Origin of the sequence: Pseudomonas sp. D8002 (assembly GCF_013385695.1) — a bacterium.
Lineage (GTDB): Bacteria > Pseudomonadota > Gammaproteobacteria > Pseudomonadales > Pseudomonadaceae > Aquipseudomonas.
Genome location: NZ_JACAPM010000012.1, coordinates 74,685 through 89,718, shown reverse-complemented (window position 1 = coordinate 89,718; position 15,034 = coordinate 74,685). Strand labels below are relative to the sequence as shown.

General features: G+C 62.5%; 16 protein-coding genes. 9 read left to right on the top strand and 7 right to left on the bottom strand.

All coding sequences use genetic code 11. The features are described 5' to 3' along the window. Positions 1-9 precede the first annotated feature (9 nt). Positions 10-894: a LysR family transcriptional regulator gene (locus HX807_RS06785; RefSeq protein ID WP_177049563.1), complete on the bottom strand. Its 885-nt coding sequence runs from the start codon at positions 892-894 to the stop codon at positions 10-12. A gap of 79 nt (positions 895-973) precedes the next feature. Here HX807_RS06785 and HX807_RS06780 point away from each other — a divergent pair, with 79 nt between their 5' ends. Further along, positions 974-1,669 (top strand): CTP synthase, encoded by a 696-nt coding sequence (locus tag HX807_RS06780; protein ID WP_102369737.1) that lies wholly within the window; start codon positions 974-976, stop codon positions 1,667-1,669. Then, a complete protein-coding gene (locus HX807_RS06775; RefSeq protein WP_003211463.1) occupies positions 1,666-1,989 on the top strand; it encodes an antibiotic biosynthesis monooxygenase in 324 nt (107 codons plus the stop codon). The genes HX807_RS06780 and HX807_RS06775 overlap by 4 nt, the downstream gene beginning before the upstream one ends. 242 nt (positions 1,990-2,231) lie before the next feature. Here the strand turns inward: HX807_RS06775 and HX807_RS06770 are convergent, their stop codons facing one another. Then, positions 2,232-2,555 (bottom strand): DUF2025 family protein, encoded by a 324-nt coding sequence (locus HX807_RS06770; protein ID WP_008432956.1) that lies wholly within the window; start codon positions 2,553-2,555, stop codon positions 2,232-2,234. A 232-nt stretch (positions 2,556-2,787) separates the two neighbouring features. Between HX807_RS06770 and HX807_RS06765 the strand changes: the two genes are divergently transcribed. Both HX807_RS06765 and HX807_RS06760 read left to right on the top strand, forming a co-directional pair. Then, positions 2,788-3,915, top strand: a complete 1,128-nt coding sequence (locus HX807_RS06765; RefSeq protein ID WP_177022222.1) for a glycerophosphodiester phosphodiesterase — start codon at positions 2,788-2,790, stop codon at positions 3,913-3,915. Continuing rightward, positions 3,916-4,593, top strand: coding sequence for a helix-turn-helix domain-containing protein (locus tag HX807_RS06760; RefSeq protein WP_177049561.1), 678 nt, complete (start codon positions 3,916-3,918; stop codon positions 4,591-4,593). On the opposite strand, the gene HX807_RS06755 is transcribed toward HX807_RS06760, so the two are convergent. Beyond that, complete coding sequence (locus tag HX807_RS06755) at positions 4,534-5,463, bottom strand: sterol desaturase family protein (protein ID WP_177049559.1); 930 nt, start codon at positions 5,461-5,463, stop codon at positions 4,534-4,536. The two genes, HX807_RS06760 and HX807_RS06755, sit on opposite strands and share 60 nt — an antisense overlap. Before the next feature lie 140 nt (positions 5,464-5,603). On the opposite strand from HX807_RS06755, the gene HX807_RS06750 reads away from it, so the two are divergent. From HX807_RS06750 to HX807_RS06735, 4 genes are all read left to right on the top strand, one after another. Further along, positions 5,604-5,909 (top strand): PepSY domain-containing protein, encoded by a 306-nt coding sequence (locus HX807_RS06750; RefSeq protein WP_003211453.1) that lies wholly within the window; start codon positions 5,604-5,606, stop codon positions 5,907-5,909. Positions 5,910-6,094: 185 nt separating this feature from the next. Then, complete coding sequence (locus HX807_RS06745; protein ID WP_003211451.1) at positions 6,095-7,270, top strand: GAF domain-containing sensor histidine kinase; 1,176 nt, start codon at positions 6,095-6,097, stop codon at positions 7,268-7,270. 100 nt (positions 7,271-7,370) lie between these two features. Then, positions 7,371-8,393: a transporter gene (locus HX807_RS06740; protein ID WP_003211449.1), complete on the top strand. Its 1,023-nt coding sequence runs from the start codon at positions 7,371-7,373 to the stop codon at positions 8,391-8,393. Between the two features lie 216 nt (positions 8,394-8,609). After that, positions 8,610-10,226 carry an inorganic phosphate transporter gene (locus HX807_RS06735; protein ID WP_008432964.1) on the top strand — a complete coding sequence of 539 codons (1,617 nt, stop codon included), beginning with the start codon at positions 8,610-8,612 and terminating at the stop codon, positions 10,224-10,226. 123 nt (positions 10,227-10,349) lie between these two features. On the opposite strand, the gene HX807_RS06730 is transcribed toward HX807_RS06735, so the two are convergent. From HX807_RS06730 to HX807_RS06720, 3 genes are all read right to left on the bottom strand, one after another. Beyond that, the gene (locus HX807_RS06730; protein ID WP_003211445.1) at positions 10,350-11,324 is read right to left on the bottom strand and encodes a biotin-dependent carboxyltransferase family protein; all 975 of its coding nucleotides are present in this window, start codon (positions 11,322-11,324) and stop codon (positions 10,350-10,352) included. Continuing rightward, positions 11,321-12,199, bottom strand: coding sequence for an allophanate hydrolase subunit 1 (locus HX807_RS06725; protein WP_008432967.1), 879 nt, complete (start codon positions 12,197-12,199; stop codon positions 11,321-11,323). The genes HX807_RS06730 and HX807_RS06725 overlap by 4 nt, the downstream gene beginning before the upstream one ends. 76 nt (positions 12,200-12,275) lie before the next feature. After that, the gene (locus tag HX807_RS06720) at positions 12,276-13,034 is read right to left on the bottom strand and encodes a 5-oxoprolinase subunit PxpA (RefSeq protein WP_177049557.1); all 759 of its coding nucleotides are present in this window, start codon (positions 13,032-13,034) and stop codon (positions 12,276-12,278) included. 149 nt (positions 13,035-13,183) lie between these two features. Here HX807_RS06720 and HX807_RS06715 point away from each other — a divergent pair, with 149 nt between their 5' ends. Next, complete coding sequence (locus HX807_RS06715; protein ID WP_177019369.1) at positions 13,184-14,101, top strand: LysR family transcriptional regulator; 918 nt, start codon at positions 13,184-13,186, stop codon at positions 14,099-14,101. Here HX807_RS06715 and HX807_RS06710 read toward each other — a convergent pair. Continuing rightward, a complete protein-coding gene (locus HX807_RS06710) occupies positions 14,022-14,993 on the bottom strand; it encodes a LysR family transcriptional regulator (protein ID WP_177049555.1) in 972 nt (323 codons plus the stop codon). The two genes, HX807_RS06715 and HX807_RS06710, sit on opposite strands and share 80 nt — an antisense overlap. Positions 14,994-15,034 lie beyond the last annotated feature (41 nt).

Below are 15,034 nucleotides of genomic sequence, written 5' to 3'. Positions count from 1 at the left end.
CTCCCACAGTTATCTCACCGGCAAGCGCACATGCTGGCCCAACTGATCAAATAACGTCACCACCGAGCGCAAGGCCCGGCAATCGGGGCGCGTCAGCAGCCACAGGGCGGTGTCGTGCCCCACCAGCGGCGGGCTCAACGGTTGCAGGCCCGTGCCCAGCAGGTAATCCGGCAACGCGGCCACGCCGAGTCCCGCGCGCACCAACTCGGTTACCGAAACCATGCTGTTGCAGCGATAGGCCGGCATCACTCCCGGCAAGTGCTGGCGCCGCCAGGTGACGGTGGGGTGATCCGGCAGGAAGTCATCCGGCGCGATCCAGTTCAGGGCCGCCAGTTCCTCCCCCGCATGCTGGCGGGCATAGTCGGCACTGGCGCACACCCGATACGACACCGTGCCCAGGCAACGTCCTACCAGATGCTCGGGCGGTGCCTTGGTCAGGCGCAGGGCGATATCCGCATCGCGGCGGCTGAGGTTGGCAAAGTCATTGGACGTGCTCAGCTCCAGGGTCAACGCCGGGTAGCCCGGCATGAACTGCGCCAGGGCCGGCAGCAACAGTGACTGCAATACCGAGTCCGTGCACGTCAGGCGCACCGTACCGCTGATCACTTCACCGCCCTGCTCCACTCCCACACGTGCTGCCTCCAGCGCCTGTTCGGCACGTTCGGCCTGCTCGGCGAGGGTGGTGGCCAAGGTGGTGGGCAGGTAGCCGGCGCGGCTCTTTTCGAACAGCGTCTGGCCCAGTGCCGTCTCCAGCCGCCGCACCGCGCGAAACACCGTAGACACATCCACCCGCAGCAACGCCGCCGCCCGCGCGAGCGTGCCGCCGCGCACCAGGGCGAGGATCAGGGAAAGGTCTGGGTAGTCGATCTGATAGTGCGCCGCTGCATTGAACATATGTGTTGACGCCAATATTGATTGCGTGAACGCCAATCTATAGTGAGCGCCAGGACTCAACAAGCCACGGATACCCTCGATGAATAAAACCACCCTGCACCTGGCCCTGATCGGCGACTACGATGCACAGGTCACCGCCCACCAGGCCATTCCCCTGGCGTTGCAACAGGCCGGCGCGGCGCTGGGCCTGACGGTGCGGTTCGACTGGCTGGCCACCGACACGATCAAATCCACCGAACAACTGCAGCACTACGACGGCTTCTGGTGCGTCCCCGCCAGCCCTTACCGTGATCTGGACGGCGCCCTGCTGGCCATCCGTTATGCCCGTGAACAGCGGCGCCCTTTCCTCGGCACCTGCGGCGGTTTTCAACACGCGGTGCTGGAATATGCCCGCAACGTGCTGGGCTGGGCCGACGCAGAACACGGCGAACTGGCTCCCGATTCGCCCCGTGCAGTACTCACGCCCCTGACCTGTGCGCTGGTGGAAGCGACCGACACCATCCGCTTGATGGCCTATACCCGCATCGCCGAGGCCTACGCCACCCTGGATATCCATGAAGGCTACCGTTGCCGCTATGGCATCAATCCAGACTTCGAAAGCGCATTGCTGGAAGCCGACCTGATTGCCAGCGGCCATGACTCGGCGGGTGACCTGCGGGCGGTGGAGTTGCTGGGCCATCCGTTTTTTGTCGCCACCCTGTTCCAGCCGGAACGTGCGGCGCTTAAAGACGTCACCCCGCCGCTGGCCATTGCGCTGCTGAAGGCCTGCGCATGATCGCCAAGACACCCAAACCGCCGTACTACGCCGTGGTGTTCAGTTCATTGCGCACTGAAGGTGACAACGGTTACGGACAAGCCGCCGACCGCATGCTGGAACTGGCCCGGCAACAACCCGGTTTTCTCGGCGTGGAATCGGCGCGCGGGGACGACGGGCTGGGTATCACGGTGTCCTACTGGAGCAGCGAAGCTGCGATCCTGGCCTGGAAGCAGCACGCCGAACACACTGAGGTGCGCGAACAGGGCCGCGCCACCTGGTACTCGGCGTGCCATACGCGGGTGTGCAAGGTGGAGCGGTCTTACGCGTTCGAGCGCTGAAACCTCAGCCCGTGTAAAACACTTAATGTGGACAAGGGAGGCTCTGTGGTGAGGGCGCTTGCTGTAGTGAGGGAGCTTGCTGTGGCGAGGGAGCTTGCTCCCGCTGGGCTGCGAAGCGGCCCCAAAATCTTGGGAGCGCTGCGCACTCCAGCGGGAGCAAGCTCCCTCGCCACAGCAAGCTCCCAAGCCACAGCAAGCTCCCAAGCCACAAAAAGCGCTCCAGCCGCAGGGCTATGCGGCACTCAACTGACCAGACTGCGCACCGCACTGATCTGTGGAATCTCCACCCGACGCATGTACACCCGCAGCGGTTCCGTGATGTTGATGCGATCGTCGATGTTCTGGTCCAGCAACAACTGGATCCGCTCGCGGGACAAGGTCATGGCCTGCCCGTCGACCGGCAGCCAGACAAACTCGGCGGTTGGGATAATGCCGTCATCGGCCACGTCCATGCCGAAGGAGTCTTCGCTGAAACGGACGATGTACTGGCCAGTCTTGCGGTTCAGGCCGACAAAACCCTGGAGTTGGTCGGCGGCCTGGCAGATAAGCTCGGAGGTGATGCGCATGGTAAACCTCACTGAAAAGTCCTACTTGGACTGGAAAGATGGTTTACACGCGTGGCAGGAAAATCTGCCCTCTGATGGGGCAATTCAAGGCAAGAGTACTGCATCGCACCGCACAAAAGTGCAGAAAAATGGCCGGTGAACACGTTAATGTCGGTTTGGTGATAGCGCCATTCGCAAGCAATTGTTAAAAAGGAGCCCTTCTCAAAGTTACCTCCACGAAAGGACTTCGCATATGCCTGTCACGTTTACCAAGAGTGCCCTGCTGCTGGCCCTGATGCTGGGCCTTGGCCACGCACAGGCGGCAAGCCCGATCAGCCCTACCGAACTCGCGGCCAACGAAGGCATCCCGCACCCTGCCGTGATTGCCCACCGTGGCGCCTCCTTCGATGCACCGGAATCCACCGCCGCCGCCTACAAGGTCGCGCGCGACCTGGGTGCCGACTACCTGGAAATGGACCTGCAGCGCAGCAAGGACGGCGTGCTATTCGCCCTGCATGACAACAACCTGCAACGCACCACCGACGTCGCCACCAAGTTCCCGGAGCGCAAGGACAGCCCGGCCAACGAGTTCACCTGGGCCGAGCTTAAAACCCTGGACGCCGGCAGCTGGTTCAACGCCGCCTACCCGGACCGTGCCCGCCCGGGCTTCGTCGGCCTGAAAATCCTCAGCCTGGACGAAATCATCAAGATCGCCGAAGGCAACCCGCAGCACAAACCCGGCCTGTACATCGAAACCAAGGAGCCGAAGCAATTCCCGGGCATCGAGGCCGACCTGAAGAACAAACTGCTGGATAAAGGCTGGTTGAGCTCCACCGGCTCCAACCAGGCCCAGAAAAACATCGGCGTCGGCCAGGGCAAGGGCCGCGTGGTGCTGCAAACCTTTGAGAAAGACAGCCTGAAAGAACTGCAAAAAGAGATGCCCAACACCCCGAAAATCCTGCTGTTGTGGGTAGGTGAAGGCAGCATCGAACCGAAATCCAAGGTGCCCTTCGCCGAGTCCGGCGAGCCGAGCAAAGCCGCCTACTACGCCAAGCAGGAGCCGAAGGACGCCGCCGAGTTCGAAAAATGGATCGACGAGGCCAAGAGCCTGGGCGCCATCGGTACCGGCCCTTCGGCACAACTGACCAACCTGGGCGACCAGAGCTACTCCGACCTGGTCAAACCCGAGATGAACCAGTTGACCCACGACAAGGGCTTGCTGGTGCACGTGTACACCGTGGATGAGCCGGTGGACTTCGACAAGGTCATGAAAGCCGGCGTCGATGGCATCTTCACCAACCGCGCTGCCGAACTGCTGAAGTACTACAAGCGCTGGCCATCCTCGAGTGTGGCCGACCTGCTGCAGGACAACGGTTACTGAGTGAGCCCCGAATGGTCAGGTCGCCTGTGGCTGGGGCCTGACTACGGGCTGATCCAGGGCATACCGGGGCGCACCGCGTCCCATGCACACTATGCCCATCAGCTGATGTTCTCCCCGGGCGGGCCGGTCACGGCCAGCCTCGATGGCCGTGCCATCACGGCCCATCGCCTGTTTATCCCGTCCAGAATGCCCCACGCCATCCTCCACTCCCACGGTGAGGTGTTGATGGTGTATGCCGAACCCGGCGCCTTTGACTTCGACTCTTTGCAGGCCGCCCTGGCCGACAGTGAACGGTCCCTGGAAGCACTCGAGCGCACGCTGCGCCAATTGCCGAGACGCGCACTGGAAGATGCCAGGGTGGAGCGCGCGCTGTCGGCGCTGGATCAGCAACTGAGCGGCAAGGTCTCGGCCCAAGCCCTGGCACAGGCGGCGCACGTTTCGTTGAGCCAGCTGAAACGTTTGTTCGCCAACCAACTGGGTTTGCCCGTGCGTCGCCTGGTGTTGTGGCGGCGCTTGCGAGTGGCGCTGGGACTGGCGCTCGGCGGCAGCACCTTGACCGAGGCTGCCCATGGCGCCGGGTTCGCCGATTCGGCGCACTTTTCCCGGACCATGAAGCAACTATTTGGCGTCACGGCCGGGGCGTCGTTGCGCAACCTGCACGTACGAATCCTGGACTAGACCGACGGGAACCGGCGGCTCCTTGCTCAAGCGCACCGTCCTGAACGGGTCGCGCAACTGCGCCACATACTCCCGCGGAAAATCCGGCCGGCTGCCAATCCCCAAGTCGCCCTGCCCCATTCGATAGTCATGTCTGTAAAACGCCGTACCCAAGAGCCAATCCCACAGATTGAAAAACAAGCCGAAATTCACATCCCCAGCCCGGCCATATTTCATGTGATGAAAACGATGCACCGGCGCCCAGGCGAACACCCAGCGCAGCGGCCCCAGGCGCATGTCGACATTGGAATGCTGCAACAGCAACTGCACGGCAATCGCCAGGGCCAGCAGCAGCGCCACCTCCGTGGGAATGCCCAGCAGGATCAACGGCGCCAACCCGGCCGTGGCTTCCAGCATCTGGTGCAACGGATGCTTCATCAAGCCATTGAAGCCATACAGCCGTTGCACGCTGTGGTGCACCGCGTGCAGGCGCCACAAGGCAGCGACTCGGTGGCTGGCGTAATGCATCAGGGTGATGCCCGCATCGGCAATGAAGATCGCCAGCAGCAATTGCGCCCAGAGCGGCCACGCCCGCGGCCATACACCGTCGACGGCCAACAGCGCGGTCAGCACCGGCAAGATCAACAACCCCGCCGCATTGAGGCCCTCATTGACCAACGCGTGAATCAAGTCGCGACGACGATCACCCTGGTTGCGATTCCACTGCGGCTCATAGGGCAACCACCACTCGGCGATAAACGACACCGCCACCGCCAGAACAAATACCAGCCCCAGCCACTGCAGCGCATCCCTCTGCACCAGCCACAGCGCCCACCCGATAAACCCCGCCCAGAACAAGGGCGCATACACCCAGGCCATTAACTGTTTCATCTGTGCCTCCCGTAAGTGAGACGCCAGCATGAAACCCCGCACTCGCCGCCGATTGAACAAACGGCGCAATCTTAAGGGTGAGTTAAGTTGCGCTGGTTAACCTGATCCCACTTAAACAGCTCACCCCAAAGGATCACATCATGAAAAACCTGACCGCTCTGTTCGCTGCTGCCGCCTTGACCCTTACCGCCGGTTTGGCCCAGGCCGATGTTCGCCCGGACCAGATTCCGAGCCTGCTCAAGTCCGGTGCCGTGATGGATTTTGAAAAGCTCAACGCCAAGGCCGTGGCCCAGCACAAAGGCGCCACCATCGTTGACACCGAACTGGAAGACAAAGCCGGCCGCCTGGTCTACGAGACCGAACTGCGTGACACCAGCAACGTGAAGTGGGACGTGAAGCTGGATGCCAAGACCGGCGAAGTCCTGGAAAACAAGCAAGACACTTGAGTTGAACCGCAAAAACGCCGCGCCGCCTTCGGGCCGCGCGGCTTTTTTATGCGCGCTCGTCGCCCAGAAGAGCAATTAGTCTAATTAGCGTGAACGAATTTGTACCTTACGCCGCCAAGCTCGCTAGAATCCCAACCATCAGCCAAGGCACAACGCCAGCAGCATCAGGACCGGAACCGTTCGCCATGGGGCAAAAAGCCGTCGACATTGCCACCATTGGCAGAATCAGCGCCGTCCCGGCGATTCTCCAGGTAGTCAGCGAGATGACCGGCTTGCGTTTTGCGGCCGTGGCCCGGGTCACCGACGATTCCTGGACCGCCTGCGCTGTGCGCGACCAACTGGACTTTGGCCTGCCCGTGGGTGGCGAGCTGGACCTGACCACCACCCTGTGCCACGAAATACGCGACTCCCACGTCTCGATCGTGATCGACAAAGCCAGCGAAGACCCGCTGTATCGCGACCACCACACGCCGCGTATCTACCACTTTGAAAGCTACATCTCGGTGCCGGTGTTCCGCACCGACGGGCGTTTCTTCGGCACCATCTGTGCCCTGGACCCGAACCCGGCGCAACTGCGCAGCAGCACCATCCAGTCGACCATGGAGTCGTTTGCCCGGGTGCTGTCGCTGCAGATCGAAGCCGAAGAAAGCCTCCAGCAGACCGAAGCCGACCTGCAGCAGGAGCGCGAAACCGCCGAACTGCGCGAACAATTCATCGCCGTGCTCGGCCACGACCTGCGCAACCCGCTGTTCGCCATCAACGTCGGCGCCGAACGCCTGCTGCGCAAACACCCGGACCCGGCCACCGACACCCTGGTGCGGCACATGCTGGCCAGCGGTCGCCGCGCCTCGCAACTGGTGGAGGACGTACTGGACTTTGCCCGCGGGCGAATGGGCAGCGGCATCCCGGTCAACATCAGTGAATGCACTGGGCTTGAAGACACTTTGCAGCATGTGGTGGAAGAGGTGCAGCACGTCCATCCAAAGCGGCTGATTCACGCCCGCATCGGCAATCTCAAGGGTGTGAAAGGCGACCGCGAGCGGCTGGCGCAACTGCTCTCCAACCTGGTGGCCAACGCCATCAGCCACGGCAGTCCCGAAGGGCCGGTTGAGGTCAGTGCGCAGGTCAACGCCGGCACGTTTGAGTTAACGGTGAAAAACCTTGGGCTGATCAGTGAGCAAGCCATGCCGCTGCTGTTCCAGCCCTACTCCCGACCGACGGGCGCCTTGCCCCAGGCCGGGCTGGGCCTGGGGTTGTACATCGTCAAACAGATTGCCGACGCCCATGGCGGGCGGCTGGAAGTGTCTTCCAGCGAGCAGGACGGCACGGTGTTCAGCTTCAGTTTGCCCGCGGGCGATTGACGGCCACCTCAAACCGTCACAAAACCGTCAAATCCTGTTGCCATGATGCGCTCAAGTGAACCTGTGAAATTTCCTACAGGCACTTTCCCTGCGAGCCTCCATGAACCACAGCATCGACCACAGCCACCAGGACTCAGACCTGTTTGGCTTGCTCTACGGTTTTCGTTTCCGCCCCGGTGAAAAGGGCGAACAGATTGATTCAGCCACTGCCCTTGCGGCCTTGCAGCAACCCGGTGACCCCGACGAATTCCTCTGGCTGCATTTGAACCTGGCCCACGCCGCCTGTGAGCGCTGGATGCAGGCGCACCTGAACCTGCCGGAAGAATTCTTCGAAGCCTTGCACGAAGGCTCACGCTCCACCCGCATCGAACACGTGGACTCAGCCTTGCTGGCGGTGGTCAACGACGTGGTCTTCAACTTCAGCAGCATGGTGTCTTCAGACATTTCCACCTTATGGGTGTGCGCCCGCAGTCGGCTGCTGATCAGCGCGCGCCTGCAACCGCTGCATTCGGTGGACAAGCTGCGCTCGTCGGTTAAGGCCGGTGAACACTTTCGCTCGCCGCTGGAACTGCTGGTGCATTTGCTGCGGGACCAGGGCGAGGTGCTGACACAGATCGTGCGCAAGACCAGCCTCAGCGTCGACCAGATCGAGGACCAGTTGCTGTCGTCACGCCTGTCCACCAACCGCGCCGAACTGGGTGCCGCGCGCCGGGTGCTGGTGCGCCTGCAACGGTTGCTGGCGCTGGAGCCGGGCTCGTTGCTGCGGCTGCTCAATCGTCCGCCCCAGTGGCTGCAGAAGGAAGACGTGAAAGAGCTGCGCAAATCCACCGAGGAGTTTGCGCTGATCATCAACGACCTGATGGCGTTGGGTGAGCGCATCAAGCTGCTGCAGGAAGAGATCGCCGCCAACCTCAACGAACAGAGCAACCGCACGTTGTTCACCCTGACCGTGGTCACGGTGCTGGCGTTGCCGATCAACATCATTGCCGGTTTTTTTGGCATGAACGTTGGTGGTGTGCCGCTTTCTACAGACCCGGAAGGCTTCTGGATTCTGGTGGCGCTGGTGGCAACGTTTACCCTGATTGCCGGGCGCTGGGCGTTTCGCAAGCGCAAGGATTATTGAATTTGAAATGCGATCAATGTGGGAGCTGGCTTGCCTGCGATAGCGGTGGTGACTGATACACCGCTATCGCAGGCAAGCCAGCTCCCACATTTTATCGGCGGTGTTTTATAGACCGGCGGCAACTTCAATTCCCTAAACACTGATTTGCCGCAGCATCTCTGTAACATTCTGCAACGATCATGACGGATATCCTCCCTCAACACTGGATGTTCCGGCATGGCAACCCCTTCGCTGACCGCCTCCACCGCCTCCGTCACCAACGATCCCAAACCGCGCCTGGACAAAAAACCGGGCCTGGTGACGGTGATCATTTTCTTCGCCGTACTCGCCATGGGCCTGTTGTTCACCGCCTACAGCCTGATGCACGACATGCACGAGCTGGGCACGGTGGTCACCACTTGGACGCCGTTCCTGCTGCTGGGCGTGGCGCTGTTGATCGCCCTGGGCTTCGAGTTCGTCAACGGCTTCCACGACACCGCCAACGCGGTGGCCACGGTGATTTACACCAACTCATTGCCACCGCATTTCGCGGTGGTGTGGTCGGGCTTTTTCAACTTCCTCGGCGTGCTGCTATCCAGCGGCGCGGTGGCGTTCGGCATCATCGCCCTGCTGCCGGTAGAGCTGATTTTGCAGGTCGGCTCCTCGGCCGGCTTTGCGATGATCTTCGCGCTGTTGATCGCCGCGATCCTGTGGAACCTCGGCACCTGGTGGCTGGGGTTGCCGGCGTCGTCGTCCCACACCTTGATCGGCTCGATCATCGGCGTGGGCGTGGCCAACGCACTGATGCATGGCCGCGACGGCACCAGCGGTGTGGACTGGGGCCAGGCGATCAAGATCGGTTATGCGCTGCTGCTGTCGCCGCTGATCGGCTTCGCCTTCGCTGCCCTGCTGTTGCTGGCGCTGCGGGCCTTCGTGAAAAACCGCTCGCTGTACAAAGCGCCAAAAGGCGATACCCCGCCGCCTTGGTGGATTCGCGGCATGCTGATCGCCACCTGCACCGGTGTGTCGTTCGCCCATGGTTCCAACGATGGCCAGAAGGGCATGGGCCTGATCATGTTGATCCTGGTGGGCACCCTGCCGATGGCCTACGCGTTGAACCGCACCATGCCGGCCGGTGAGTCGTTGCAGTTTGCCGCGGTGGCCGAAGTCACCCAGGCCGCCCTGGTAAAAGCGGCGCCGCAACTGGCCCCCGCCGACTCTCGCGGCACCTTGTCGACCTACGTACGCACCAAGGAAGCCACCCCGGAACTGGTGCCCGCCCTGGCGGCCATCACCGGGCATATCGGTGAGGAAGTGAAGAGCTACGGCTCCCTCGCCGCCGTTCCGGCCGAGGCCGTGGGCAACGTGCGTAACGACATGTACCTGACCAGCGAAACCATCCGCCTGATGGACAAGGGCAAGGTCGGCAACTTCGACGCCGACACCCAGAACAAGCTGCAACTGTTCAAGCAACAGATCGACAACGCCACACGGTTTATCCCGCTGTGGGTCAAGATCGCCGTGGCCATCGCCCTCGGGCTCGGCACCATGGTCGGCTGGAAACGTATCGTGGTGACGGTGGGCGAGAAGATCGGCAAGACTCACCTGACCTACGCCCAGGGCGCATCCGCCGAGATGGTGGCAATGCTGACCATCGGCGCGGCAGACATGTATGGCTTGCCGGTGTCCACCACCCATGTGTTGTCGTCGGGTGTGGCCGGGACCATGGTGGCGAACGGCGGTGGCTTGCAGATGAAGACCATCCGCAACTTGCTGATGGCCTGGGTGCTGACCTTGCCGGCGGCGATTCTGTTATCGGGTAGCCTGTACTGGCTATTCACCCAATTGTTCTGACACAACCCGATAAAAATGTGGGAGCGGGCTTGCTCGCGAATGCGGTGGCTCAGTCACAGACTTATTGACTGACACTCCGCTTTCGCGAGCAAGCCCGCTCCCACATTGGGTTCAGTGGTGAGTTCAGGTGCTAAACAACCCGCCCATCAGCTTCAGCCGCTTCTTGTACACCCGCCGCGCCTCCAACGCTTCCTCCAGCGTCACCGCCACAAACCCCGCCCGCTGGTTCGGTTGCATCTGCCCGATCAGATCCAGGTCGGCACTGATCACCGTGCCAATCATCGCGTAGCCCCCGCCCGACACCGCGTCCCGGTGCAGCACGATCGGCTCCAGACCCGCCGGCACCTGGATCGAACCGATGGGGTAGCAACTGTCGACGATGTTCGACGGATCGGACCCGGCGCCAAACGGCTGTTCCCGTGGCTGAAAGCTCAAGGCATTGCCGCCCTTGAAGCGATAGCCGATGCGGTCGGCCTCCGACCCTACCGTCCAGGGCTCGGCAAAAAAGCTGCTCTTGGCGGCGGGCGTCAGGCGCTCGTAATACAGCCCCGGCACCACCCGCAGGGTCACGTCCCCACCCACCGATTGGCGCAACGCCATGGGCAAACTGTTCCCCGCCCGGCCTTTGCCGCTGGCTTCGCCCACGGGCAGTTCATCACCCTCCACCAGCCGCCGCCCGTGAAACCCGCCCAACGCACCCAGGGTGTAAGTGGACCGGCTGCCCAATACCAGCGGCACGTCGATACCACCGGCCACCGCCAGGTAAGTCCGCGCGCCGGCCCTGGGAAATTCAAAGCGCAGCACTTGCCCGGCCCGCACTTCAAACGCGGTGTCCTGATGCACCACTACGCCGTCCAGGCGCGGCGACATCAGCGCCCCGCACAACGCCACCAGGGCATCCTGCTGAAACTCCAGCTCCGGCCCGATCAACGTGCATTCCAGCCCGGCAGCGCCGATGGGGTTGCCCACCAGGTGGTTGGCCGCGCTCAACGCGTATTGGTCCAGGGCGCCGGATGGCGGGATGCCGAGGTGGTAATAACCTTCGCGGCCAAGATCCTGCACGGAGGTGGCGAGGCCGGGTTTGAGTACCTTGATCATGCCAGCGCCTCCTGCAGGGTTTTCGGGTAGCCGATGGGGTCGGCGAGAAAGGCGTCGAGGGAAAACTCCACCGGGCGGATGCGCAGGTCGAAGCGCCCTGCGTCCACTTCTGCCACGGCCAGGTCATAGGCGTCGCGGTCCATGGGTTTGAACTGCACGATGTCGCCGGGGCGGAAGAACACCATGTGCTCTTTCAGGTAAGCCAGTTGCTGTTGCGGGTCGTAGATCGGCGCCGGGGTGACGCCGAACATCTGGTAACCGCCGGCGCCGCGTACCGAATAGATACAGCCAAAGCAGCCGCCGTGGCCGAGGGTCAATTTCGGCGTGTCGGTGCGTGGGCGCAGGTACTTGGGCACCTGCAACTGCCGCTCGCGTTCCACCATCTGGAACATGAACGGCAAGCCCGCCACAAACCCCACCATCGAGACAAACCACGGCGCGCCACTGTGGGCCGCGATAAACGCGTCCACATCCGCCAGGCCGTTGATCCGCGCTGCGTATTCCAGGTCGGTACCGGTCGGGTCCTGATGACGGTCGCGAAAGCGCATCAGGGTTTCATGGGTCCAGGGGTCGTTGTACAGCACCGGGATTTCGATGATACGGGTGTGCAAGGTGCGTTCGGCCACGGCCTGGGCTTCGGCGCTTTGTACCGCGTCGAGCAGCACGTGGGGCGCGATGCGGTCCGGGTCGAAGCGAATCTGGAACGAGGCATTTGCCAGGCAGACGTCCAGCACACCGTCCAGGGCCAGGCGTTCCACCGCACGGGTGACGGCCATGCCCTTGAAGAAAGCCTCCAGGGACATGCTCTCGCTGACCTCGGCAAACAGGTGTTCATCACCGCCAAAGCTGTAGCGGATCGGGGAAGATTCAGCCATGTCTGTTCCTCTTGGAATCATTGTAGAAAGGCAGGCAAAAAATCAATCAGACCCGGTGTCTGGGCACCGGTGTCGGTCAGCGGGGTGTGCGCACTACGATGCCCGCCTGATCCAGCGCTTCACGGGTGGCTTCCACCAGTTCAAGGGCGCCGGGGGTGTCGCTATGCAGGCAGATGGAATCGAATTCGATAAACAGGTCTTCGCCTTCAACCGTGCGCACCAGGCCGGTCTGGCAGGCACGCAGGACACGCGCCGCAACCGTCGCCGGATCCAGCGCCCGCACATTGCGGGTAAACACGATGGAGCCGGTGAGATCGTACTCACGGTCGGCATAAAACTCCCGCACCACCGGCTGGCCGAGTTCCTTGGCAATGCGCCAGATCACCGAGTTGGGCATGCAGTACAGCAACAGCGTGGGTTCCAGGCGTTGCAGGTTTTCCACCAACAGCCGCGCCGCTTCTTCGTCCCGCGCCAGATGCATGTACAACGCGCCGTGGGGCTTGATGTGTTGCAGCGTGAGGCCCTGCACCCGGGCGATTTCCCGCAGGGCGCCGAGTTGATAGAGCATGTCGTCCACCAGCTCCTGGGCCGGGGCGTTGATATGGCGTCGGCCGAAACCTACGAGGTCGCGAAAACCCGGGTGCGCGCCAATCGCCACGCCCAACTGCTTGGCGCGTTCGACGGTACGGCGCATGGTGCCCGGGTCGCCGGCGTGAAAGCCGGTGGCGATGTTGGCCGAGCTGATGTAGGCCATCAGTTCACTGTCGACGCCATCGCCGATGGTCCAGGGGCCGAAGCCTTCGCCCATGTCCGAATTGAAATCCACTGCCTGCATCGGGGTCGCTCCGTTGAAGTTCTTGCAATGGAAATTAGGCTGCGGCTTGACCCCTTGGGAAGATCTATTATCAGATGGCCCATCTTCTGAAAATCAGATACCCGATACTGATCGTTCCCACGCAGAGCGTGGGAGCGAGCGGAGAAACAATGTCCCTGACCCTGCGCCAAATCCGCTACTTCGTCGCCACCGCCGAAATCGGCCAGATCTCCCAGGCGGCGATTCACCTGAACATCTCCCAATCGGCGGTGACCACCGCGATCAAGGAGTTGGAAGCGATGCTCGGCGCGCAGCTATTCGTGCGCTCGGCCCAGGGCATGAGCCTGACCGACGCCGGGCGGCATTTCCTCAACCGGGCGTATGTGATTGTGCGCAGCGTCGACGATGCCCTGAACAGCCCGCTGCCGGACTACCGCGCCAGCGGCGTATTGCGGGTGGCCGCCAGCTACACCGTGCTCGGTTACTTCCTGCCGCACCACTTGCAGCGCATGGAACACTGGCACCCGGACGTGACCATCGAGGTCTTCGAACAGGAACGCCAGGCCATCGAACACGGCCTGCTCAACGGCCAGTTCGACATGGCCGTGGTGCTCACCGCCAACCTCACCCACGCGGATATCGTCTCGGAAATCCTCTTCAACTCCGAACGCCGCCTGTGGCTGCCCAGCCATCACCCGTTGTGCGAACGCCCCGCCGTGAGCCTCGCCGATGTGGCCAGGGAGCCGTACATTTTCCTCACCGTTGACGAAGCCGAACAAAGCGCCATGCGCTACTGGGAACAGGCCGGGCAAACCCCCACGGTGCGGCTGCGCACCAGTTCGGTGGAGGCAGTGCGCAGCATGGTCGCCAACGGCAGCGGCGTGGCGATCTTGTCAGACCTGGTGCATCGCCCGTGGTCACTGGAAGGCAAACGCATCGAAACCGTGAGCGTCACCGACAAGGTCACGCCCATGAGCGTCGGCCTGGCCTGGCACCGCGAGCGCGATTTCACTCCGGCGATGCAGGCGTTTCGGGATTACTTCCATGATGCATTCCTGGCGCCGCAGCAGTTGTCTGCCCGGCGTTGAAAGCAGCCTGCAAGGTGGCGGCCAGCCAATCCATGAACACCCGCACCCGCAGCGGCAAATGCCGTTGGCCGGCGTACAGCAGGGACACGTCCAGTGCCGGCGCCGGATAGTCCGGCAGCACCGCCACCAACTCGCCGCTGGCCAGTTGATCGTGAATGCCCAGGGCGGGCACCTGGGTCAGGCCAAAGCCACCGATGCACGCCGCCCGGTAAGCGTCGGTGCTGTTGACCGTGACGCGCCCGGCCATGGGAATCCGCTGCACCTTGTTGCCTTGTATGTATTCAAACCCTGGGGAGCGTGAGCCCAGCGGGCGTACGTAATGCACCAGTTGATGGTGAGCCAAATCAGCGAGCGTCCTGGGTACGCCGTAACGCTTCAGGTACGCAGCACTGGCGCAGTTGATCATCGGCATGCTGCACAACAAGCGGGCTACCACCGACTGGTCCGGCTGCGCACCGACGCGCAAGACGCAGTCGAAACCTTCCGCCAGCAAATCAACCTGGCGGTCGGTGCTGCTGATTTCCAGCTCGATCAGCGGGTGCAGGTCCATGAACTCGGGCAGGCGCGGCAGGATCAATTCCCGGGCCATGACATTGGGCATGTCCACCCGAATGCGCCCCGCCAGCTGCGCTTCATCCTGGCGAAACAAGCCTTCCAGCTCTTCCATGTGCGACAGCAAATCCTTGCTGCGCTCATACAGCACGCGCCCGTCCTGGGTCGCCTGGACCTTGCGCGTGGTGCGCTGCAACAGGCGCGCGCCCAGCAACTCTTCCAGCGCCTGCACATGCTCGGAAACCGTGGAGCGCGGCAAGCCCAGGCTCTCGCCCGCCTGGGTGAAACTCGACAGTTCGGTGACGCGCACGAAGGTACGCAGCAACTCTAGTTTGTTCATGGGATTGTTCGCCTTATCCGGCCAGTGATTCCGGCATAGCT

Coding starts and splice junctions, on each gene's coding strand:
- HX807_RS06785 (WP_177049563.1), bottom strand. CDS start 894: ATGTTCAATGCAGCGGCGCACTATCAGATCGACTACCCAGACCTTTCC.
- HX807_RS06780 (WP_102369737.1), top strand. CDS start 974: ATGAATAAAACCACCCTGCACCTGGCCCTGATCGGCGACTACGATGCA.
- HX807_RS06775 (WP_003211463.1), top strand. CDS start 1,666: ATGATCGCCAAGACACCCAAACCGCCGTACTACGCCGTGGTGTTCAGT.
- HX807_RS06770 (WP_008432956.1), bottom strand. CDS start 2,555: ATGCGCATCACCTCCGAGCTTATCTGCCAGGCCGCCGACCAACTCCAG.
- HX807_RS06765 (WP_177022222.1), top strand. CDS start 2,788: ATGCCTGTCACGTTTACCAAGAGTGCCCTGCTGCTGGCCCTGATGCTG.
- HX807_RS06755 (WP_177049559.1), bottom strand. CDS start 5,463: ATGAAACAGTTAATGGCCTGGGTGTATGCGCCCTTGTTCTGGGCGGGG.
- HX807_RS06750 (WP_003211453.1), top strand. CDS start 5,604: ATGAAAAACCTGACCGCTCTGTTCGCTGCTGCCGCCTTGACCCTTACC.
- HX807_RS06745 (WP_003211451.1), top strand. CDS start 6,095: ATGGGGCAAAAAGCCGTCGACATTGCCACCATTGGCAGAATCAGCGCC.
- HX807_RS06740 (WP_003211449.1), top strand. CDS start 7,371: ATGAACCACAGCATCGACCACAGCCACCAGGACTCAGACCTGTTTGGC.
- HX807_RS06735 (WP_008432964.1), top strand. CDS start 8,610: ATGGCAACCCCTTCGCTGACCGCCTCCACCGCCTCCGTCACCAACGAT.
- HX807_RS06730 (WP_003211445.1), bottom strand. CDS start 11,324: ATGATCAAGGTACTCAAACCCGGCCTCGCCACCTCCGTGCAGGATCTT.
- HX807_RS06725 (WP_008432967.1), bottom strand. CDS start 12,199: ATGGCTGAATCTTCCCCGATCCGCTACAGCTTTGGCGGTGATGAACAC.
- HX807_RS06720 (WP_177049557.1), bottom strand. CDS start 13,034: ATGCAGGCAGTGGATTTCAATTCGGACATGGGCGAAGGCTTCGGCCCC.
- HX807_RS06715 (WP_177019369.1), top strand. CDS start 13,184: ATGTCCCTGACCCTGCGCCAAATCCGCTACTTCGTCGCCACCGCCGAA.
- HX807_RS06710 (WP_177049555.1), bottom strand. CDS start 14,993: ATGAACAAACTAGAGTTGCTGCGTACCTTCGTGCGCGTCACCGAACTG.